This is a genomic window from Lysinibacillus composti (genome assembly GCF_016908465.1).
Classification (GTDB): domain Bacteria; phylum Bacillota; class Bacilli; order Bacillales_A; family Planococcaceae; genus Ureibacillus; species Ureibacillus composti_A.
Genome location: NZ_JAFBDY010000003.1, coordinates 166,859 through 189,262, shown reverse-complemented (window position 1 = coordinate 189,262; position 22,404 = coordinate 166,859). Strand labels below are relative to the sequence as shown.

Genomic DNA, 22,404 nt, shown 5'->3' with positions numbered 1-22,404 from the left:
TCGGAGCTAAACGGGCGTTCTCCGCATTTCTAATTATTCTTCGGATTTTACAGTAATATGAAGGTAAATGCCTGTTTTTAAAGTTTTTCCTTTTGTATCCTTAATAGAAGGGTGTGTTAGTAACATGTACTCAGCACCAGGTGTTAAAGGTTCTTTAGGAGTAATCATCACTTGATTTCCATTTACTTTGTACGAAAATTCAATTGAATCTCCACCAAGTTCGATTAACTCAATTGAATCTTCACTTATTGTTTCACTAATTTCTTTATTAAATGTGATATTAAACATTTTTGTTGTTGGCACATTTTTTAAGCTTTTTAACTGTTTATAGTTCGTTAATTTAGATTTAATACTGTCATAATGCGCTTGATAGAGTGGCTCAGTCGTAGTTACGATATTAGGCGTTACTCCAACACCCTTCACATACGTTCCCTTAGGTCCAATAAATTCTCCGATTGTTAACTTTAGATAACTACCATCAGATAACTCATAGAAGCCTTGCATTGTCCCTTTGCCGTAAGTTGTCTCTCCGTATAGGATGGCAGACTTTTGATCAAGCAAAGCAGCAGCTGTCATTTCTGAAGCACTAGCACTGAAACGGTTAACTAGAACGCGTGTATTAGCAGGAAATTGCGTTGTTTGTTTAATTGCAGGTGTAACATACATTCCCGTAGAAAGTCTTAATCGATAGGCATTAAGTGCGTTAGGGAACATGCCAATTAATTCCTCTGCAGTTGAAACATATCCGCCTCCATTATATTGTAAGTCTAAAATAAATGAAGTGGCCCCTTGTTTTTTCAAGTTGTTATAAGCATTGGCAACTAGCTTAGCCCCATCCATCGAAAAAGAATTCAATGAAATATACCCAACGTTACCATAAAGTAAGTCAGTTGTTACATTAGGTAATGTAAAGGATTGACGAGTAATCAGTTTCTCAACAGTTGTACCTGTTGTTTTTAGTATAGTAAGAACAACTTTTGTATTCTCTTCACCTAAAATAAGAGATTGTGCCTCTTCTATTGTCATGTCAACTGTAGAACGATTACCGACTTTTGTAATAATGTCTCCTGGTACTATATCGGATTTATGTGCGCTCCCATTTTCGATTACATCAACAATAAGAATCCCTTTATCATGTTTTTCAAGTACTACACCAATCCCAACAGATTTTAAATCTACTGAATTGGTAAATGCGGCATATTCCTGGGCTGTAAAATATGCGGAATAAGGGTCTAGCATTTCAATAACATCTTCTATAGTCGTTGCACTTTGAAGATCTCCGTCGATGTCACCAACATAATCACTTTCTATAATGGCCTTAATATCATCTAAATTTGATGCAAACGTATTAAGCGGTAACATTAAGAAAAGCATGAGGCTAAAGAGTATTGGAGCTATTTTTTTCATTTACTAAAACCACCTCTTCTTCTGATAGACTCATTATATAACTAGTAAACTAAATTTAATAGATTGTTATAAAACTTTTCAGAACAAGAGAACATAATTAACTAAACGTAATAAAACAATTCATTCTACTAGATAAAGAAGGAAATCTATGTATTTCTTCTATTAATAGTGTGTAATTAATGGTTTTAATTTGAAGGGGTTCTTTGCAATAAATAGGAACTAATTTGGCTCGTCCACATTTAAATTATAAATGAAGGAACATGATGATCGTCTGTCCGTTCTTACGTTGCCGTTTAGGAGATATATAAGCAAGCAGCTTCTAATAGTAGTTTGTGAATACTTCTCGGGTTAATTTTTCAAAAACTATGAAATGTTATTACAACAATGTAAAGTATTACAGTTTCTAATGTAACATTTGTTTCAAAAAATATCTCCTTTGTTACAAACTATGCAACAAAAGGAGATATTAGTCTTTGACTTAAAGTTTATGCAGAAGCTTTTTTCAGGATATGAATAATCCATCCGATGACTAGTCCAACGATAGCCGGTACTAGCCAGCCTAGATTTTGCTCGTAAAGTGGGAGTGTATTTAGAATGTTTGCGTACCAATCAATTGTTAATCCGGCACCTTTGATTCCATCATACAAACTTACTAAAGCAGTTGCAATTAATGCTAGTGTGTACACGATTGGGTCACGACCGAATGCTTGGTCAAATAATACTAAGAACATTAAGACGATTGCAATCGGATAGATGAACAATAATACAGGTAAAGAAATAGAAATTAAGTTGCTTAAACCAAAGTTCGCAAACATTAAACTAAACAGCGTAAAAACAACTGCTAGAAATTTATAAGGTAGGTTTGGGAAAAGTTTATTGAAAAAAGTAGCATTAGCTGAAATTAAACCAACAGCAGTTGTAATACAAGCTAAAATAATAACAGCGGATAAAATGATACTTCCTAAACTTCCATATAACATTTTTGCAGATTCAGCGATAATACTACCACCATCATCAAAAGATCCAATGGCACTAGTACTTGTAGCCCCAATATAAGATAATGAAACATAAACGAATGCTAATCCGCATGCAGCAACGAAGCCAGCGAAAATAGTAATAGTTACTTGTTTTGTACGACTTACAATTCCTTTTGCCTGTAAAGCTTGTACAATGACGATCCCAAATACAAGGGAAGCCAATACGTCCATTGTTAAATACCCTTCAATAAATCCTTTTGAGAACGCATTCTCTACATAAGCACCATGTGACTCACCAACTGGCCCCATTGGCGTAATAAAACTTTTAATCGCTAATAATGCGATTACAATTAAAAGGGCAGGAGTTAACACCTTCCCAACGCGGTCTACTAACTTTGATGGATTGAGTGCTAAATATAGTGCTATACCAAAGAATATTGCAGTTGAGATGAATAATGGTAACCAACTGGCTTGGGACGCCTCAGATAAGTATGGTGCAATACCAATTTCATATGTTACAGCTGCTGTACGAGGGATTGCGAAAAGTGGTCCAATCGATAAATAGACAACTGATGTAAAAATGATACTGAAAACTGGGTGAATTCGGTTCGCAACAACTTGTAAATCTCCACCATTTTTTGCTACGGCGATAATACCTAGTAATGGTAACCCCACACCTGTAATTAGGAAACCAATAATTGCGGGAAGAATTTCATCTCCTGCTTGTTGTCCTAATAACGGAGGGAAGATTATATTACCTGCTCCAAGGAATAGTGCGAAAAGCATAAACCCCACAGCAAGATTTTCTTTAATGAATTTCATAATGATATAAATCTCCTTTGATTATTACTTATTTTAAATATTCTTAAAACTTAAAACTGAATTTATTCCTTGAGTAATGTATCTTACTCATCGAATTGTGATTTACCTAGTAAGGATTCCACAGAGTCTATCAAGGGGCAAAATTTGATAAAATCTGATTCCAATATTTACTAGATTGTAGTAGAGTAGGAAAAGAAGAAACTTTCAAAAAATTTTATTTTTGCGTACACACAATGAAGAATTGTAACACAAAAAAATGTCGAATAAAATACTTTCTTGTTATTCTTTACAATAATTTGTCGTAATATCGATAACTTTTTGAAAAAAATTTACTTTAATAGTATTGCTTTATAGTAGAATATAAAAGTAATATGGAAATAAAGGATATTTTTACTAGAAAGGATGGTCCGAGCAATGGTACATAAGAAAAAAATTATGGTATTATGTGCTAGTTTACTAGCTAGTTCGATCATAGTAGCTCCAGTAGCAGATGCAGCAACGTACGTAGTAAAAAAAGGTGACACCTTAACAAAAATTGCTAAATCTAACCAAACGACTGTTGCTCAATTAAAAACGAAAAATAATCTAAAAAATGACAACATTATGGTCGGGCAAAAATTAGTTGTATCGACAACAACTACGACTTCGAAAACAACTACTACTACAAAACAACCAGCAACAACACCAACTCAAACAACTAGTAAAACACCTGCAAAAAATGAAGCGCCTGCAAGTACGAGTCATAAAGTTGCTAAAGGTGATACATTATCTAAAATCTCCAGTTTGTATGCTGTTAAAATTGCGGATATAAAAAAGTGGAATAACTTAGCAAGCGATACAATATTCATTGGACAAGTATTGACTATTGAGAATGGTCAAGGCTTGAAACAACCGCTTGAAGTAGTTGATGAACCAATTATCGATTTCCCAGCTCCTCAGATTGTACAGGCTGAAGAAATGATTAAGGATCAGCTTAATAAGGAAAAAGAAATTCAAGTAGGACCAACTACAAAGGGAAAAGCTACTTATAATAAAGTAATTACTATAGCAGAATCATTGTTAGGCATTCCATATGTTTATGGCGGAAATACAACAGCTGGGTTCGACTGCAGTGGCTTCGTTCGTTATGTGTATATGAACGCTGGATTAGAGATCACTCGTAAAAGCAGTGAGGACTATTTCATAAACGATACAACTTCTGTTGAAACACCAGTCCCAGGAGATGTGGTGTTCTTTAAAAATACGTACAGATCAGGCATCTCTCACATGGGAATCTACATCGGGGATGGACAATTTATCCACGCTGGTAGCGATGGAGTAGAAGTCTCTAAATTAGAGTATAGCTATTGGAAAGATCGCTTTGTTGCATATAAACGATTTAACGATGTGAAATAATTAGATGACAGCTGCATCACTTGTTGATAGCGGTTTCTCAATAAGTGTGGACAAGATCAAAATGCAAATATTAATAGTAGGGTGGGTAATCGTCGAGATTTTCTCATCCTATTTTTTATTGTTGTGTTAATGATTTTGATATTAATAAATTTCATTGTAATTAACAAATTGTGAAATACCTCTATAGTCCTTGTTAAAGAATCGGATTTTTAGATTTAGTTATTTGAGTTTTGCTGTTTAATTTTGAATGGTGATACCCTTGTGTTAAAAGTAAAGGAAAAAACTTCCGTTATATTGAAAAACGCCTATAATTTTTTGAAAATAAGGGAGTTTTTTTCCCTTATCTTAGCCAAATCATTGGATTTTTCCTTATTTTGAGAGGATAACGGAATAATCTTCCCTTATACGAGCTTCCAAAGCCTTCTTTTTATTCATTAACGGAAAATTCTACCCTTATGAATCCTTTCCTATTTTCCATTTATCATAACTTGAAATCCCTTTGTACTTTCATGAATTTTCCACCAAGTTATTGATCGTGTTTTATCACTTTTTTGCACCTCATAAAAGTAATTGTTGCAGTTTCCTTTTTACGTAAAAGGGTGAATGTTTTCATTACAAATGTTACGTATTTTTTAGGATGTAGAAAAATGGGACAACCCATGATCAATTTATTTTGTAATAAAAATTTGTTGGTGAGTACTGTGGGGAATAATGGGATATATGGATTTTCCAGTATATTTCAATTTTTTTAGAGATGGGAAATTGTGTAATTCCTTTGTTAATGAACTGTAATGTTGAGGGATTCGATATACGTTATCCTTGGGATAGCTAAATTTTTGGAAATTTTACGAATACTGGAGGGTGTTGATGAAAGATCACAAGCAAGTACGAAATTTTGTTTTAGCCGCAGCGGCCGGGTGTGGAATATTCTTTTCGCCAGTGGGGAAAGTCGAAGCGTCAGAGTCAGAGGTAGACTTTTCATCACGCGAATTAAGACTAACTGCTAAAGAATATTTAGATTCACCTTACCGTTATGGGGGAACAACTGCTAGTGGTTTTGACTGTTCAGGATACGTACAACAAGTATTCGAAGATTTGGATATCACATTACCCCGTTCTTCGAATGCAATGTTTTCAGTAGGAGAGCCCGTTAATCTAAACGAGCTAAAACCAGGTGACTTAGTTTTCTTCAATACATCAGGTAATGGGATTTCGCATGTTGGAATTTACTATGGAAACGGAATGTTTATTCACTCCCAAGTTGGTGATGGCGTAAGCATTACGAGTATAAATGATTCACATTATTGGGCATCCCGTTATGTTGGCGCGAAACGTGTTGCGGATGTACAACTGATGGCTCAAAAATAGGTTTACTGCACTTATAATTTTTTCTTGATTCCGTGTTGGGTAAGTAATTAAAATTTCGGACAAAACTGCGCCAAGGCGTAATTAATTATTAATTATTAGCTACTTCAAAATTACATCTTCTGTTGGCATTTAAAGAATGTTAGCAGAAGAGTTTTTTATTATAAGGGGTGGAGGGGAGAGTTTTGTGAGGTAGTGGGAGGATTTGTGCGTTTAGCGGCATGACTTGTGCGGATGAGTGTGGATTTGCACGTTTAGCTATTTGTTTTTGTGCTGATAGGGGCGGTTGCGTTCACATAGCCGGGTTTGTGTTCTGTTAGGAGAGGGTTGTGTTCAAATGAGCTCACTTACGCTGAGGTAATCCAAGCTTCATATCAGAAAGCACAACCATCAAATTACAGGAATCAATCCATAAAAAAAGCATGGGTGAAAAAATCACCCATGCCGTGTCTTAAATTATTGTGGTACTCTTGCTGCCCAACGTGATAGGTCTGCATCTTCTGCAGTAACCAGTTCAGCTGGGAAAATAAATGTCCAAGGTTTTGTTGAATTCGGTTGAACGCTCAAAATCGGATCTAATTTGAATGAACCTTTTGCAATAAGTTTACCATTTGCATCAATAATTTCTAATGGTAGTTGTTCAAGGTTAATTACTTTGTTATGACCATTACGAATGAAAATTGATACGTGTAAACTTTGATTATCATGCAATTTTACTTGGAAGCCAGTGAAGTTGACTTCATTTTTACTGAGTTTAGGTAGATCTTTGATAACCTTAGCTAGTATTTCTTGTTGCTCTTTTGGAAGTTGGTTTTTCCAAGTTTCATCTAAATCGAGCATATGATCTCTTAAAGAAATAAGATTAAAGGCGATTTTCCAACCTTCGTCTGGAATGTCTTTTCCGTCAATTAGCGATTTTTCAAAGGTAAATACCCATGGTCTTGCACTTTCTGGAGGAATCGTACCCAGTTCATTAAAGTTAAATGGTTTCGACGCAATTAGTTGATCGTCTTTATCTAATAGAATTAATTCGATTTCGCCCAATTCAATTGAATTGGGAATTGACGAACGGAAAAACGCTTTTACTAACCAATCACCAGACCGAGGTTCTTCATCAATACTGATTGCAGCCAAAGATAGTTGATTTGGGTTTAACGGTTTTAGTTCATTCGCCAAGAAACGGAATACATACTGTTGCTCTTGAGGTACATTCCAATCTGGATGAAATGAAAGCTTCGTCGATACTTTATCCTTGCTCTCCGTTTGTTCAGAGCCCTCAACCAATTCATTGGAATCAATCGCACTATCTCTTCCGACTTTATCGGTTTTTTTGAAAAAATCAAATAGACTCATTTATTATTCCCCCTGTTCGTTACTATTTAAAGATTTCATAAAAATCACTAATTCTTCAACGATTGCTCGGCGTACTTCTTGATAGTTTTTACCAAATAGCTCTAAGCCTTCACGTTGATAAATACGCATTGGATCTTCTTGCTGATATGATCTTAAGCCAATACCTTCTTTTAAATGTGCCATTTGTTCAAGATGCTTTACCCACATACTATCAATGAAGGTTAGCATAACTTGTGGGATGATTTGCATTATTTTTGGACTTTCCACAAACGTTTCAATATATTCTTTTACTTCTAAATAGCCTGGCTCAACTTGATCGAAAATTGAGTTTAATTTATTGACTTCACGATTCAATAAAATAGGCGTTAAATAAAGTGAATTTAGAGTAGTTTCTATATCATCAAAATTCCAATTTTCTGGGCTTAATTCTTCTGGTGCATTTTCTCTTACAGCAAAATCAATAGTTTCATGTAGCATTTTTTGTAAAAGTTCAATTATATTATTATTTTCTAAAATACTATCCCTTAATGTGTATATAACACGTCGTTGGTCATTTATGACGTCATCTAATTTTAAATTGTATTCACGCATAGAGAAGTGAGCACCTTCGACAATACGTTGAGTACGATCGATTAGTTCGTTTACTTCTTTGTTTGTAATGCGTTTAACATCATCTACTGTCATTTTCTTTTCGAACTTTTCAACCTCTTCTTTAGCGAAGCGGCGGAACATATCATCTTCAATTGATAAAATAAAGCGACTTTCACCAGGGTCACCTTGACGACCAGAACGACCGCGAAGTTGGTTATCTACACGGCGGCTTTCATGTTTCTCCGTACCAATTACGTAAAGACCACCAAGTTCAGCAACACCTTCACCTAGAACGATGTCGGTACCACGACCAGCCATATTTGTTGCAACAGTAATACGTCCTTTTTGACCTGCTTGTGAAATTAATTCAACTTCCTGTTCAACTGTTTTCGCGTTTAACAATTGATAAGTAAGGCCGTGTTCATCTAAAGATTGTGCTACTTTTTCAGATTGCAAAATAGAGGTTGTCCCTATCAGTACCGGTTGACCCTTTTTATGTCGTTCCATTGCTTGTTGCGCAACGTATTCGTATTTTGCTTCTGTTGTATTAAAAATAATATCCGGTTGATCAACACGCTGACGAGGTCTATTTGTCGGGATTTGAATAACGCGCATACCATACACTTCATTGAATTCTTTTTCTTGTGTTTTTGCAGTACCAGTCATACCTGAAAGGATTGGATACATGCGGAAGTAGTTTTGAATTGTAATTTGGGCCTGGGCTTTATTTTCTTGTGTAATGGTTACACCTTCTTTAGCTTCTATCGCTTGGTGTAACCCATCTGATAAAGTACGGCCTTCTAATATACGACCTGTAAACATATCAACTAGTTCAATTTTATCGTCTTTAACTATGTAATCGACATCACGTTGGAACATAACATGTGCACGAACGGCTTGAATCACATAGTGGTAAAGAGTTTGGTGTTCTAAATCGTATAAATTGTCTACACCAAATGCAGCCTCTACTTTTTCAATACCTTGCTCTGTTAGAGATGTTGCTTTTGTTTCATCATCAAAGTCATAATCTTCTTCTTTTTTGAAACGTTTCGCAAGGATGGATGCAATGCGATGAAGTTCATCATTCGCTCCCATTTTACCAGCAATAATTAAAGGTGTTTTCGCTTCATCGATCAACACGGAGTCAACTTCATCAATGATGGCATAGTGATACGGTCGCTGTACTTTATCTTCTAAAGAACGAACCATATTATCACGAAGGTAATCGAATCCAAATTCAGTACCAACACCATAAGTAATGTCAGCATTGTACGCTTGCTTCTTGAGTGCCGGTTCCAGCATTGGAACATTTAACCCAACAGATAACCCAAGGAATCGATGAATTTGCCCAATTAATTCAAAGTCACGTCTTGCTAAGTAATCATTAACAGTAATGACGTGAACACCTTTTCCTTCAAGGGCACGAACATACGAAGGGAGTGAAGCAACTAATGTTTTACCTTCACCAGTTGGCATTTCAGAAATATTTCCTTCGGTAAGTACAAGACCACCGATAATTTGTACATCAAAGTGACGCATATTTAATACGCGTTTTGAGGCCTCACGAACAACTGCAAAAGCATCTGGGATGATGTTTGTTAGCTCTTCACCATTTGCAATGCGTTCTTTAAATTCATTTGTCATATTTTTAAGTTCATCGTCTGTCATCGATAAATATATAGGTTCTAAATTATTAATTTGATCAACAATTTTATAATATCTTTTTAATTCTTTTGCACTCGTTTTTTCTTTGTTACGGCTAAAAATTGAGAACATAATTTTACTCTCCTTTAAAATCGTCTAACTATAGTGTAGACACTTTGTTATTCTACCAAACTTTTTAAGGTATGACTACTTCTCGCGTGGGGAAATCTAATTCAAAGGAATTTGTAGATATATTACTTTTATTAAATCTGTGTTGAAAATTTAGAAAAACTATATTTTATTTATTTTCCGTGCTATAATTATGGAGGTTTGTAACGTATATATTTATTTTTTGAGGAGGAGAGACATGATTTACGTGTCTTTATTCGTGGCGCTTGTCGCAGCCATTTTACTAACTCCACTAGTAAAGCGTTTGGCCTTTCGAATTGGAGCAGTTGATGCACCGAACTATCGAAAAGTTCATTCGCGCATTATGCCACGACTAGGTGGTTTAGCCATCTATCTTGCATTTTTAATTGGACTTCTAATTTTACGACCTGAAAGTCAATACACATTAGCCATCGTTTTAGGGGCTACAGTTATTGTCATTACTGGTGTTTTAGATGATATGTATGAGATTTCCGCAAAAGCAAAGATGCTAGGGCAATTACTAGCAGCGATCATCATCGTATTCTTTGGTGGAATTCAAATTGAATTCATCAACTTACCTTTTAATGATGGGCAGTTAGATTTTGGATTTTTAAGTATCCCATTTACAATCGTGTGGATTATCGGTATTACAAATGCCGTGAACCTAATTGATGGATTAGATGGACTTGCAGCAGGTGTTTCCACAATCGCATTCATTACACTAGCGGGAATGGCTATGATTATGGGAAATGGTTTTGTTATCGCAATGGCAGCCATTTTAGCTTGTGCAACAATTGGTTTCTTATTTTATAATTTCCACCCAGCGAAAATTTTCATGGGTGATACTGGGGCCTTATTCTTAGGGTTTATGATTGCGGTCTTATCCTTACTTGGTTTTAAAAATATTACGGTCGTTTCATTTATCATCCCGGTTATTATGCTTGGTGTTCCAATCTCTGATACATTCTTTGCAATTGTTCGTCGTTATCGAAACAAACAAAAATGGTCAGATCCAGACAAATCCCATTTACATCACCGTTTAATTGATATGGGATTCTCACATCGTCAAACAGTCTTAATTATTTACGGAATTGCAGCCATGTTTGGCCTTGCAGCAGTAATCTTCTCAATGGCAAAACTTTGGGGAGCTATCTTACTAGTAACAGTGATTTTAGTAGCGATTGAACTGTTCGTCGAAATAATTGGACTAGCTGGTAAAAACTACAAACCACTCATTAATCTAGTACGAATTTTTAATAAATAAATCAGTTGACTATGAATTTAACTTATAGCCACTACTTTTAATTGAATTAAAAGTAGTGGTTTTTGTATATTGGTGGAAAGCATATTTAGGTTACCGGTAGGATCAATAGAGTAACAAGAAGTATTTAATTGTGTGAAAAATTAATGAAATCATTACATTTTAATTTCGTTGACACTTGAATAAAGGATAGGTAAAATTTAGTTGAACTGGTAAGTTCAAAAGTGACCAATAGTTCCAAAGTGTTAGGAGGATACAAAACAAAAAATATCTATATTAGAAAAGCATATTTAGAAGTAAAGTTCAGAATTTCCTTTAAAAGAGGATTCTGAAGACATTACTCTAGTGATATATTGATTACTTAAGGTATTAATATAGAATGTATATGCTAATATACTTGAATTTGAAAGAGAGGGTTAACTTAATGACAAAAGGATTAACGATTGGACTAGCTGCACTTTTAATGGTTGGTAGTATTTCACCTACAGTCTTAGCAGCTGAAGTAAATAAAGCTCCAATTAATGTAGTTGCAGATAGTAATAGCAAGAAAAAAGAAGAGAACGAAAGATTTGTAGAAAGAGTTTCGGTCAATGAGTTAACATTAGAAGAAGCCATTCGTTATGGAACAAACAGTAGTTATTCATTAATGGAACTAGAATTAACACTTGAAAGTTTGAAGGAAAATGAAGATAAGTATGATGATCTTTATGACAGTGCAGAGAGCTCGCTTGAAAGTGCCCAAAAACAAAAAGCAGAACTGGAAAAGCAATTAGAAGAAGCTACTTCACCTGATTCTGCCTCAATAACTTCTCCAGATTCGATTTCAATTAATTTAAATGAAGAGTTGAATAATTTAATTAAGTCACTAGACGAGCTAAATATCCAACCTAGTGATATAGAGGTTGGAGTAAGTGCTTCGGACGTTTCTAACGGTCTTGATAGTACAGTAAATTACTTATTACAATTCCTCAATTCTACAAAAGAGTATTTAAAAGTATTTGAGAAATATCAGCAAAATCAATTGCTTCAAGAAAAGTTGAATCTTGTAAACTCTCAAATCACTACGCTTTCGAGCACGATTAGCACTCTAGAAGCAACTTTAAATCAATATGATTTAAGTAGAACACAAACTTTCAATAATAGAGTAATACAGCGTGAAAGTATGGAAGTATCTATAACTTCCTCATTTCTTGGATTAATGCAAACGCAAGCTCAAATTGATTTTATGAAGGATTCCCTTTCAACGCAACAAAGTCAAGTAAATGCAGCAAAAGTAAAATATGAGCTTGGTTTTATTTCTCTCAATGATTATGAAGATTCTAAACGGGATTTGAAAGATTTGGAGACTGAAATTGCTCAATTGGAAAGACAATTAAATAATGATAAAGCAACCTTTGCATTAACAATTGGCATTACATACAATGAAGACTACACACTTGTAAAACCAGACTTAGGCCAGCTTGCTTTAGTAGAACAACTAACATCAACTGAAGAGCTTATTCACAATAGTTACAATATGGTCAATGCAAGAACAGCACTTCAACAGGCAGAAGATAGATTAGATGATTTAGAAGACTTAGTTGAAAACAGAAGAAAACAAGATGAAGATATCGCGGAAATTGATGTAGATATAGCTAAATTAAAAATTGAATCATTAGAAGCAGAATTAGAGAAATCAATTAAGAATCAATTTTATCAAGTACGACATCAATACCAAGAATTAATAAAATTGAGTGAAGATTTAGAAGTTGCTCAAAAAGATAATGAAGAGTATAAAACACGATTTGAATTAGGGCTAATTTCAAAATTAGACTATGATTCAACTAATTTAACCGTAAAACAAGCAGAGTTAAAGTATAACATTGCAAAATATCAATATTACCTATTAACGAAAAAAGTTGAGTTAATTGAAGATGGTGTAATTCCAACAAATTAATTTAGTTTCTAGAATGAGAGTTAGGATTCTCTAAATAAAATATAGAAGATAAAGAAAGCACATCAAAAAAAGATGTGTTTTCTTTTTTTGTAATTTACAGAAGAAAAGAGAGAGATAAAATAGATTTTTTAAGTCATAAATATTGTTATTCAAGGGAAAAACTTTAATGAATAAAATTGATTGAAATTAGAAAGAGTGTTATATGGGAGTTGGAATTGATTATTTGGAATTGTGAAGTCGCCGGAATGGGAGAATATATAAAAATTTCAAAGAGAAAACGAAGTTTGTTCAGCATCCCAATATTACAGTCGATAGCTAAACGTAAAAAACGCGAAGGAATATTAAGATTCCTCCGCATCCTATACAATTATTGATTTTCGCTTTCGTAACCTTGAGTATTTTCAGTTACGCCTGTATCATTTTGTGTGCCAGAAATGTTAGAAGTATCTGGGATTAATCCAAGATGACTTTGTAAAATTGATTTTGTTTCTTTAAGTGATTCTTCATCTAATGTGTAATAGTAAGTGCCTGTTGACCAGTCATCGTATCCGACTAATTGAAGTGTATCGATTTGTGGAATGCCATTCAACAGATAACTGAATAAGGCTTTCATTTCATCAAATGTCATGTCTGTTTTCATGTTATCGCCAACAGCATCAATTACATCACCGTATTTTGTAATGGATTTAATAGAAGCTGCTTCTTTTGCCATCGCTTTAATGATATCTTGTTGGCGTTTACCGCGTTCGATATCACTATCGATTTTACGTGTACGTGCTAAAGCTAAAGCTTGACTACCATTTAAATGTTGGTCTGGTCCAGGTGTTAGTTCTACTGTGTATTTATCAAATTCATCTTTTTCTGTAAAGGCATGCGGGATATTTACATCGACTGTGATTCCGCCTAATGCATCAATTACATCGATAAATGCTTCAAAATTCATTCGGACGTAGTAATCTACAGGAACATCGAAAAGATTTTCCACTGTTTCGATTGTGGCTAAAGTTCCACCGTATGCGTGTGCATGAGTGATTTTATCGTTATATCCGACGTATGGGATGTATACATTTGAGTCACGGGGAATACTTACCAATTTAACCGTTTTTGACTTGTTGTTTAACGTTGCCAATACTAATGCATCGGAACGGGAATGTTCTGCGCCTTGGCCACGTTTTTCACTATCATCAACTCCGACAAATAGAACTGAGATATTATCTGTAATGGGTTCAACTTTTGCTTCACGTAAATCAGAAATGGATCGATCTCCAAGTTCTTCATAGGAATTGTTAGCGGCTTTTTCCGCTTTTTTAGTTATATAAATGCCGTAAGCTGATACGCATATTAAAAGTGAGGCGGCCAGCATAAGTATTACTTTTAAAGTTAAAGATAGCTTGGACCTTTTCTTCTGGCTCTTTTCTGATCTTCTCATTTAAACTCTCCTCTAAGTTGGGAATCGTATATATAGTAAATGAATCATTCCACCATATTAAGTATGTTGAAACGATGAAGTACAGCACAAAAAAATTCGATATATATAATGTCAGCTGAAAAGAAAAAAATATTCAATACGATTCATTATACTATGATGTCGAAAAACAGTAAAATAAAAATTTTATTTCGATATTACAAATTCAACAAATTGTTGATCGACACAGTCTACTTTGGCTTGTCCATTGGTTAGCTCTGTGATCCATTGCACGAAAGCTTCTTCTTCAGCTTTTAAAACATTTACAAAAACTTCGACATCTTCTGCATATTGGATTTCTTGTAAAGTATAAGAAGAACTGCGAATTTCATTTTCCACTTTTCCAAGCCATGTATAATCGATGGATACTTTCATGATATGGTGCAATTTTCGCTCTACAACCTGTGCAGCACTTATTCCTTCAGTTGTTGCCTTGCCATATGCACGAATAAGACCGCCACCGCCGAGTTTTATTCCACCGAAGTAACGTGTCACGACAACAACAGTATCTTTCAATCCCTGTTTTTTTAGGACTTCTAACATAGGGACGCCTGCAGTACCACTTGGTTCCCCGTCATCATTGGCCTTTTGGATATTGTCATGTTCACCAATCATGTAGCAAGAACAATTATGTGTTGCATTTGGATGCATTTTTTTGATTTTATTGATAAAATTAAGTGCTTCTTCTTCAGTTTCAGCACGATCTACATATGTAATAAAACGAGATTTTGATAATACAATTTCGCTTTCTCCATATCCTTTTACTGTCTTATAGTCATTCCGCATTATATATTCTCCTTTTATTTCAAATATTTCAATTCATCACTAGGAAGAAAATTACTAAAAAAATCGTATACTTAATGATATAATAGTCTAGAACTACTTTACTTACTGGTATAGCAATTAGAACCATATAATCCAATTAGATTGGGGAAAGGTTATGTTTCAAGATCAGAAATTCGATATAAGTTCATTGGACGTCATTTTTAACCGAATGATTGATTCCATTACGAATTCAAAAAATGATATTTTTGTGATTGGTGAACAAAGTCGAAATAGCTTCGATGAAATGATGAAGGAACTCGAGTTAATTAAAACACAATTAAAAATCGTTATAGATGAAAGTGATTTATTAGAACAGCAAACCAAATTGGCTAAGCAACGTCTAGTAGAAGTAAGTAAATACTTTAATAAGTATACTGAAACTCAAGTACGTGAAGCATATGAAACCGCCAATCATTTTCAAATCAAATTATCTTTATCAAAAGCAGAAGAAAAAAGACTTCGTGAAAGACGAGACGATTTAGAACGCCGTTTAAAAACATTATACGATACGATTGAGCGAGCTGACCATATCGTTAATCAAGTAAATGTTGTGTTAAATTATTTAACAACCGATTTAAAGAATCTAAGTTCCGTATTAGAAAAAGCTAAAATGAAAACAGAATTGGGCATTAAAATTATCGCTGCTCAGGAAAAAGAAAGAAAACGCGTATCTCGTGAAATTCACGATGGACCAGCTCAAATGATGGCCAATGTTTTAATGCGTACAGACTTAATTGACCGAACATATCGCGACAAAGGCATAGATGCAGCAATGAAGGAAATTGCTGACTTGAAAGTAACTGTTCGTAACGCTTTATCGGAAGTGCGCAGAATTATTTATGATTTACGTCCAATGGCACTTGATGACTTAGGAATAGTTCCGACTTTGAAAAAGTACTTATCAACGACAATGGAGTATAACCCTGGTGTTGTCATTCATTTTCAAACAAATAATGGAGAAAAGCGACTTCCTTCTGATTATGAAGTGTCGGTCTTCCGATTAGTTCAAGAAAGTGTTAATAATTCCATAAAACACGGGAAGTCAAAAGATGTTTGGGTAAGACTTGAGTGGCTTCCGAAGTTGCTAAATGTTAGTGTGAAAGATAATGGTCAAGGCTTTGATAAATGTAAAGTAAGAGATCAATCATTCGGAATTCTTGGTATGAAAGAACGAATCGACCTCCTAAAAGGCAAAATGGATATTCAAAGCGAAGTTGGTAAAGGTACTTCAGTATTATTTAAAATTCCACTTTCTGAAGGTCTTCCAATGATAAAAAATAATGAGATTCAAAAGCTCAAGCAAAAGGGGTAGAAACCATGACGAAAATTATTATTATAGATGACCACCAACTATTCCGTGAAGGTGTAAAACGTATATTAGATTTTGAAGAAACATTTGAAGTAGTGGCAGAAGGTGATGACGGTACAGATGGTCTAAAGTTATACCGTGAAAACTTACCAGATGTAGTGTTAATGGACATCAATATGCCAGGGAAAAATGGTGTTGAAGCAACTGCTGATTTACTTGTAGAATTCCCTGAAGCAAAAGTGATTATGCTATCAATCCATGATGATGAATCATATGTAACTCATGCATTAAAATCAGGTGCATTAGGCTACATGCTAAAAGAAATGGATGCTGACGAAATCGTTGAAGCCATTAAAGTAGTGGCAAACGGTGGCTCATACTTACATCCAAAAGTAACAAAAAATTTAGTGGCTGAATTCCGTCGCTTAAGCGAACATGAAAATAAAGGCAATTTCCATCAAACAGAAATTCGTCGTCCATTCCATTTACTAACAAAACGTGAATGTGAAGTTCTGCAATTACTAACTGATGGACAATCAAACCGTGCAATTGGTGAAACTTTATTCATCTCAGAAAAAACGGTTAAAAATCACGTTTCAAGTATTTTACAAAAAATGAACGTAAACGACCGTACACAAGCCGTAGTTACTGCAATCAAAAACGGCTGGGTTGAAGTGCGTTAATTTAAAAAACTAGATAATTTGATAGGATAGTAGTCAATTGAAGCTCTAATGTATTTGGCTTTAATTGAGTGCTAGAAGAAAGATTAGGATGCAATAAAAGGATAAAGGGTGAAATTCCAATTAGCAATTTTCCATTTGGAGGATTGTTGGTTGGAATTTTTTTATTATCTTTTATTGTGAATAGTAGAAAGGGAGAATGTATTTATTATGAGTTCGTATAAAAATCCAAACTTTTCCCAAGATAATCGATAAATGAAATGTTTTTTCATCAAAATAAATATATGAAACTAAAACGAAATCCGAGCGTCTTTAGAGAATGACTTCACCAAATAAATACAGAAAACGAAAAGGACTACCGTTTTCGCGAAAGCTAAGTCGATAGGCATAGTAAATCAAACTATGCTACAATATGCGCGGGAGGGTTACAAGTTTATGAAAAATTGGTTAATAGCAGTAATGGCTGTCATAGCTATGCTTACGCTAGCAGCTTGTGGCAATAAAAAAGAAGAAGTACTAGATCCAGCTGAAACAAAAGAAATTATTGACGAAGGTACTGTAGGTTTTGAGGTACTTGGAGATAAAGTAGAAGAAGTAACGGATATACCAAAAGAGGACAAGAAGGCAATACTCGCAGCTTTTGATGAATATATTGCTTCATTCAATGCAAAAGATATTAATCGATACACAAACACGTTATCAAAAGATCCACAAGGGTTTGACTATGAAGAAGACATCCTAGCGGTAGAAACTGCTTTTAAAAATTACGATGTTAAAAAGACAGCTTCTGATGTAACAATTGTAAAATATAGCGAAGAAGAAGCCCAAGTATTTTCAAATCTGATTACGGATACAACAGAATTCGCAACAGGATCACAACTCTCAAATACTGGTCGACAAGTAACGGTATTCGATAAAGAAGACGGAGCTTGGAAAGTTTCAAGTATTTATTATATCGGGAATGAATCATAAATTAAGTACTAATGGGTCGCCTCATGACTTTGGAGGCGGTCTTTTTTATTGGTCAGATATTACTAAAAGGTCATTTAAGTGTTATGTAGATAACGCATGTATTATTATGTATCGCGGAGCAAAATATGAGTTTGAATGCATTTTTAGTTTATAGTTCACATAATCTAGTAGTTACGGTAATATAATGTACATAGGAGAGTGGGAAAATTCATGAGTATTGCAGTCGTAACCGATAGTACAGCATATTTAACACCGGAAGAACGCACACGCTACAACATTCGGATGATTCCTTTAAGTGTCAATTTAGAAGATGGAAGTTACGAAGAAGAAGTTGAAATCACTGCTTCTGAGTTTTACAGAAAAGCGCGCGGAGCAAAGACGTTCCCAAAAACTACACAACCACCAGTTGGGAAGTTTGTACAACTTTTTGAGGAACTTTCTAAAGACTATGATGAAGTGATTTCAATCCATTTATCAAGTGGCATCAGTGGGACATACCAAGGAGCTGTACAAGCAGGTGACATGGTCGAAGGCATAAAAGTCCACGCATTCGACAGTGAAATCTCTTGTTCACCTCAAGGATACTATGCACTAAAGGCTGCACAGATGGCTCAAGAAGGTGCATCCGCTCAGGAAATTTTGGACAAACTTGAAGAAATGAAAAAATCAATGGACGCATACTTTATTGTCGATGATTTATCCCATCTACAACGTGGAGGAAGATTATCTGCAGCGGCGGCACTCGTTGGTGGTTTATTGCAAGTGAAGCCAATTCTAAATTTTGAGAATAAAGTCATCGTTCCGTTTGAAAAAATTCGTACGAAGAAAAAAGCCTTACGCCGAGTCGAGGAAATACTCGCAAAAGATGCGGCGAAGTATGACCAACTTCAAGCAACAATCATTCACGCAAACAGCGAAAGTGAAGCGCAAGAATGGATGGCGCAATTATCCTCAGCTTATCCAAACGTTCACTTTAACATCAGCTACTTCGGTCCTGTTATCGGAACTCACTTAGGTGAAGGAGCACTAGGTTTAGGGTGGGTGAAGGTGGATTAAGGTTTACCTTGCTAGCAAGAAGGTTCGTTAAAAATTTAAATAGCGTTAAAGGTGATAGTCTCTACTTTTGGGTAGGGGCTATTTTTTTAGTTGAAAGCATAAAATTAAATGGAAAATTATTCTATATACTATGAAAAGTCGCTTGGCGGATAAATTAGAAATAATGGCGGATAAATTATATTTCCTAAAGGAGGACAACCATGCACAAAAAACTTTCAAAACAAAATGATTACCGAAATTACAAAGGTATCATGATCGAACCGCAAATCCGAGACTTTTTCATCGGTCGAATTTGGACACGTAACAACACCCCCTTCCCAAAAGAAAAGATTGAAAAGTATATAAACTCCAACCATCTCTCCATCCGTTCTGCCATCACTGTGATTCAATCACCTAACCTATTCAAACAAAAATTCTTCAAATGCAACCGATGCCACAATGAGAACCAAGAAGAATTTATCCAATTTGAATGTGCTCGCTGTAATGAGCTTTGTGTTTACTGTAGACATTGCATTAATATGGGGCGAATGAGTAGGTGTACGGATTTGATTGTTTGGAGTGGACCTGTACCAAACTTCAAGCACCATCACGAACTAGCTTGGGAAGGGAAATTCACGAAGGCTCAAGAGCAAGCATCTAATGAATTAATCGCGAGCATCAATTTGAAGAGAAATCATCTTATTCATGCAGTTTGTGGGGCAGGAAAAACAGAAATACTTTTTCCAGCAGTTCACTTTGCGCTCAATAAGGGGTTGCGAGTTTGCGTTGCAACACCCCGTACTGATGTTGTGTTAGAGCTTTTTCCACGTTTTCAAAAAGTCTTCCCAAATACGATTCTTCATGCCTACTATGGGGGTTCCCCGAAACAACCAGGTTTTGCACAGCTTGTCATTGCAACGACTCACCAACTCTTTAGATTTGAAAAAGCCTTTGATGTGGTCATAGTGGATGAGGCAGATGCTTTTCCATATACTTCCGATCAAGCTCTACAAAAGGCTGTTTACAAAGTGAGGAAGAATGAGGCACCCATTGCATTCGTTACGGCTACACCTTCTCTAAAAATTCTTTCCCAAGTAAAACAAGAGAACTGGGGTCACTCTTTTATCCCAAGAAGATATCACGGCTACCCTCTACCGGTCCCTCGATTTGTATCACTTTGGTCATACGATAAAAAAATAAATAAGGGCAAACTTCCACCAAAACTAATCAGTTGGATGAAAACTAGATTAGAGCAGAAAGCACCATTCTTAATTTTCTTTCCGACAATTCAACTAATGGAGCTCGCAACGCCTCTATTCCAAGAAATTGACCCGAAAATAATAAGCGTTCATGCTGAAGATCCGAATCGAAAAGAAAAAGTAGTGAAGCTGCGTAATGAAGAAATTCCAGGGCTACTTACTACAACGATTCTAGAGCGCGGCATCACCATTAAAAATGTGCAAGTGGCGGTAGTCGGGGCAGAATCAAAAATCTTTACCTCAAGCGCACTGATTCAAATTAGTGGTCGAGTTGGCCGAAACGTTCAGTTTCCTGACGGGGAAATTGTCTTTTTTCATCATGGAATCACAATGGAAATGGATGTCGCAAGAGAGGAAATCCTTCGACTCAATAAAGAAGGATTCGAGAAGGTGACAGTATGAAGCGTGAAGTGACGAATTGTTTGTTGTGCAATGCTCCACTGAATGAAATGATTACTTGGAAAACACTATTAACCAATGCATATCCTAAAATGATTTGCCAAGATTGCGAGAATAAGTTTGAACTTTATCCGCAAACAGGAGATGAAGAAGTCATCGCACTCTATCAATATAATGAGGTGATGAAAGACTATCTTCATCTATATAAGTTCATGCATGATGTTGTACTAGCGAAAGTTTTTCGAGATCATATTCATAAATCGTTGACTAAAAAGGAAGCGATTATTGTTCCAATACCAATGCACCCAGTCAAATTAAAAGAAAGAACCTTTGCCCATGTGGATGAACTGCTAATAGCGGCAAATATTAATTTTGAACATTTCCTAGATAAAATCACGATGGAGACTCAAGGAGAGAAAACAAGAGAAGAGCGTATTACAACGCCACAAATATTTAAACTAAAGGTTTCAACTGACCAAGTAAAAGACCAAGACATCCTGTTAATAGACGACATATACACAACAGGAACGACCATTTCTCATGCAAAAAATTTATTACTTGAAACAGGTGCTAATTCAGTAACAGCCTTCACCCTCATTAGAGTATAAAAATTCACCATATTCTTATTAATATTAGGTAGCCTAGAGCCGATATAAAGAATATAGATAATTATATTTCGGAAACCGAAAATATAATGGAGGAATGGATTATGGCTGAAATAAGAAATTGCCCTAGCTGTGGAGAATTGTTTAATTATATTGGCATAAGAGATATCTGTAATAAGTGTGCGAGAAATGAAGAAGAGCTGTATGAGGTAGTTTATCGTTTTTTACGAAAACGTGAAAATCGTGCAGCGACTGTGGAACGGATTGTTGAAGCTACGGGAGTTAAAGAAGAGTTATTGTACAAATGGGTTAAAAAGAAACGTTTACACCCTGCGATGTTCCCTAATTTAGGCTACCCATGCGACAATTGTGGGCGTTTAACAAATAACGGTAAATTGTGTGACCGTTGTAAAGGAGAACTAACTGCTGATTTACGTTCGTTTGAAGCAACTCAAGAATTTAAAGATAAAGTCACCGAAAATGAAAGAGCCACTTATTTAGCTGGAAAAAGAAGTCGATAATTATAATAAGCTTGCATTTTGTTTAATAACTTTACAATTGTTATTTAAAATAAACAATTGAAGGTTAATAATAGAAATGTGAGCTTTTTTAATATTTATCCTTAACAATTTCGTGAACGAGCCGAAATAATGATTAGACAATCTTATGAAGGGAAGAGGCAATTGTGAAAATTACTTCATACGGAATCCATTCAGTGAATCCATATACGAAACAACAAAACACCATTAAACCGATGAGTGAGAAATCATCATCTTCAGTGGATAAAATCGAAATCTCTTCTGCTGCAAAGGAAATGCAAATTTCTTCAAACTACAATACAGAACGCACGGAAAAACTTCAAAAATTAAAAGAACAAATTCAATCAGGTGAATACAAAGTTGATGCGAATAAGTTAGCAGAAGATGTTTTGAGATATTACAAAAAATAAAGGAG

The 22,404-nt window shown here is 35.1% G+C and carries 18 protein-coding genes; 12 read left to right on the top strand and 6 right to left on the bottom strand.

Going from position 1 to position 22,404, the window contains the following annotated elements; genetic code table 11:
• Positions 1-33 precede the first annotated feature (33 nt).
• Together JOD29_RS06125 and brnQ are read right to left on the bottom strand one after the other, a co-directional pair.
• Complete coding sequence (locus tag JOD29_RS06125) at positions 34-1,407, bottom strand: S41 family peptidase (RefSeq protein ID WP_124763755.1); 1,374 nt, start codon at positions 1,405-1,407, stop codon at positions 34-36.
• 485 nt (positions 1,408-1,892) lie between these two features.
• Positions 1,893-3,206 (bottom strand): branched-chain amino acid transport system II carrier protein, encoded by a 1,314-nt coding sequence (gene brnQ, locus JOD29_RS06120; RefSeq protein ID WP_124763754.1) that lies wholly within the window; start codon positions 3,204-3,206, stop codon positions 1,893-1,895.
• Positions 3,207-3,620: 414 nt separating this feature from the next.
• On the opposite strand from brnQ, the gene JOD29_RS06115 reads away from it, so the two are divergent.
• The gene (locus tag JOD29_RS06115; RefSeq protein ID WP_124763753.1) at positions 3,621-4,601 is read left to right on the top strand and encodes a C40 family peptidase; all 981 of its coding nucleotides are present in this window, start codon (positions 3,621-3,623) and stop codon (positions 4,599-4,601) included.
• 867 nt (positions 4,602-5,468) lie between these two features.
• Positions 5,469-5,969 (top strand): C40 family peptidase, encoded by a 501-nt coding sequence (locus JOD29_RS06110; protein WP_124763752.1) that lies wholly within the window; start codon positions 5,469-5,471, stop codon positions 5,967-5,969.
• Between the two features lie 453 nt (positions 5,970-6,422).
• Here JOD29_RS06110 and JOD29_RS06105 read toward each other — a convergent pair whose 3' ends face one another.
• A complete protein-coding gene (locus JOD29_RS06105) occupies positions 6,423-7,319 on the bottom strand; it encodes an accessory Sec system S-layer assembly protein (protein ID WP_124763751.1) in 897 nt (298 codons plus the stop codon).
• Positions 7,320-7,322: 3 nt separating this feature from the next.
• Entirely contained in the window at positions 7,323-9,686 is a 2,364-nt protein-coding gene (gene secA2 / locus JOD29_RS06100) for an accessory Sec system translocase SecA2 (protein ID WP_124763750.1), read from the bottom strand.
• Between the two features lie 235 nt (positions 9,687-9,921).
• Here secA2 and JOD29_RS06095 point away from each other — a divergent pair, with 235 nt between their 5' ends.
• The gene (locus JOD29_RS06095) at positions 9,922-10,968 is read left to right on the top strand and encodes a glycosyltransferase family 4 protein (protein ID WP_124763749.1); all 1,047 of its coding nucleotides are present in this window, start codon (positions 9,922-9,924) and stop codon (positions 10,966-10,968) included.
• A 421-nt stretch (positions 10,969-11,389) separates the two neighbouring features.
• Positions 11,390-12,901 carry a TolC family protein gene (locus JOD29_RS06090; RefSeq protein WP_158610529.1) on the top strand — a complete coding sequence of 504 codons (1,512 nt, stop codon included), beginning with the start codon at positions 11,390-11,392 and terminating at the stop codon, positions 12,899-12,901.
• Positions 12,902-13,268: 367 nt separating this feature from the next.
• Here JOD29_RS06090 and JOD29_RS06085 read toward each other — a convergent pair whose 3' ends face one another.
• The gene (locus JOD29_RS06085) at positions 13,269-14,330 is read right to left on the bottom strand and encodes an LCP family protein (RefSeq protein ID WP_124763747.1); all 1,062 of its coding nucleotides are present in this window, start codon (positions 14,328-14,330) and stop codon (positions 13,269-13,271) included.
• 183 nt (positions 14,331-14,513) lie between these two features.
• A complete protein-coding gene (locus JOD29_RS06080) occupies positions 14,514-15,152 on the bottom strand; it encodes a YigZ family protein (RefSeq protein WP_124763746.1) in 639 nt (212 codons plus the stop codon).
• Between the two features lie 154 nt (positions 15,153-15,306).
• Between JOD29_RS06080 and JOD29_RS06075 the strand changes: the two genes are divergently transcribed.
• From JOD29_RS06075 to flgM, 8 genes are all read left to right on the top strand, one after another.
• Complete coding sequence (locus JOD29_RS06075) at positions 15,307-16,503, top strand: sensor histidine kinase (RefSeq protein WP_124763745.1); 1,197 nt, start codon at positions 15,307-15,309, stop codon at positions 16,501-16,503.
• A 5-nt stretch (positions 16,504-16,508) separates the two neighbouring features.
• On the top strand, positions 16,509-17,183 hold the full coding sequence (locus JOD29_RS06070; protein ID WP_124763744.1) for a response regulator: 675 nt from the start codon (positions 16,509-16,511) through the stop codon (positions 17,181-17,183).
• A gap of 432 nt (positions 17,184-17,615) precedes the next feature.
• Positions 17,616-18,152 carry a nuclear transport factor 2 family protein gene (locus tag JOD29_RS06065; protein WP_124763743.1) on the top strand — a complete coding sequence of 179 codons (537 nt, stop codon included), beginning with the start codon at positions 17,616-17,618 and terminating at the stop codon, positions 18,150-18,152.
• Positions 18,153-18,362: 210 nt separating this feature from the next.
• Positions 18,363-19,208 (top strand): DegV family protein, encoded by an 846-nt coding sequence (locus JOD29_RS06060; RefSeq protein WP_124763742.1) that lies wholly within the window; start codon positions 18,363-18,365, stop codon positions 19,206-19,208.
• A gap of 200 nt (positions 19,209-19,408) precedes the next feature.
• Positions 19,409-20,848: an ATP-dependent helicase ComFA gene (locus JOD29_RS06055; protein WP_239585587.1), complete on the top strand. Its 1,440-nt coding sequence runs from the start codon at positions 19,409-19,411 to the stop codon at positions 20,846-20,848.
• On the top strand, positions 20,845-21,453 hold the full coding sequence (locus tag JOD29_RS06050) for a ComF family protein (protein WP_124763741.1): 609 nt from the start codon (positions 20,845-20,847) through the stop codon (positions 21,451-21,453). The genes JOD29_RS06055 and JOD29_RS06050 overlap by 4 nt, the downstream gene beginning before the upstream one ends.
• A gap of 101 nt (positions 21,454-21,554) precedes the next feature.
• A complete protein-coding gene (locus tag JOD29_RS06045) occupies positions 21,555-21,971 on the top strand; it encodes a TIGR03826 family flagellar region protein (RefSeq protein WP_124763740.1) in 417 nt (138 codons plus the stop codon).
• A 164-nt stretch (positions 21,972-22,135) separates the two neighbouring features.
• Positions 22,136-22,399 (top strand): flagellar biosynthesis anti-sigma factor FlgM, encoded by a 264-nt coding sequence (flgM, locus tag JOD29_RS06040; RefSeq protein ID WP_124763739.1) that lies wholly within the window; start codon positions 22,136-22,138, stop codon positions 22,397-22,399.
• Positions 22,400-22,404: the final 5 nt, after the last annotated feature.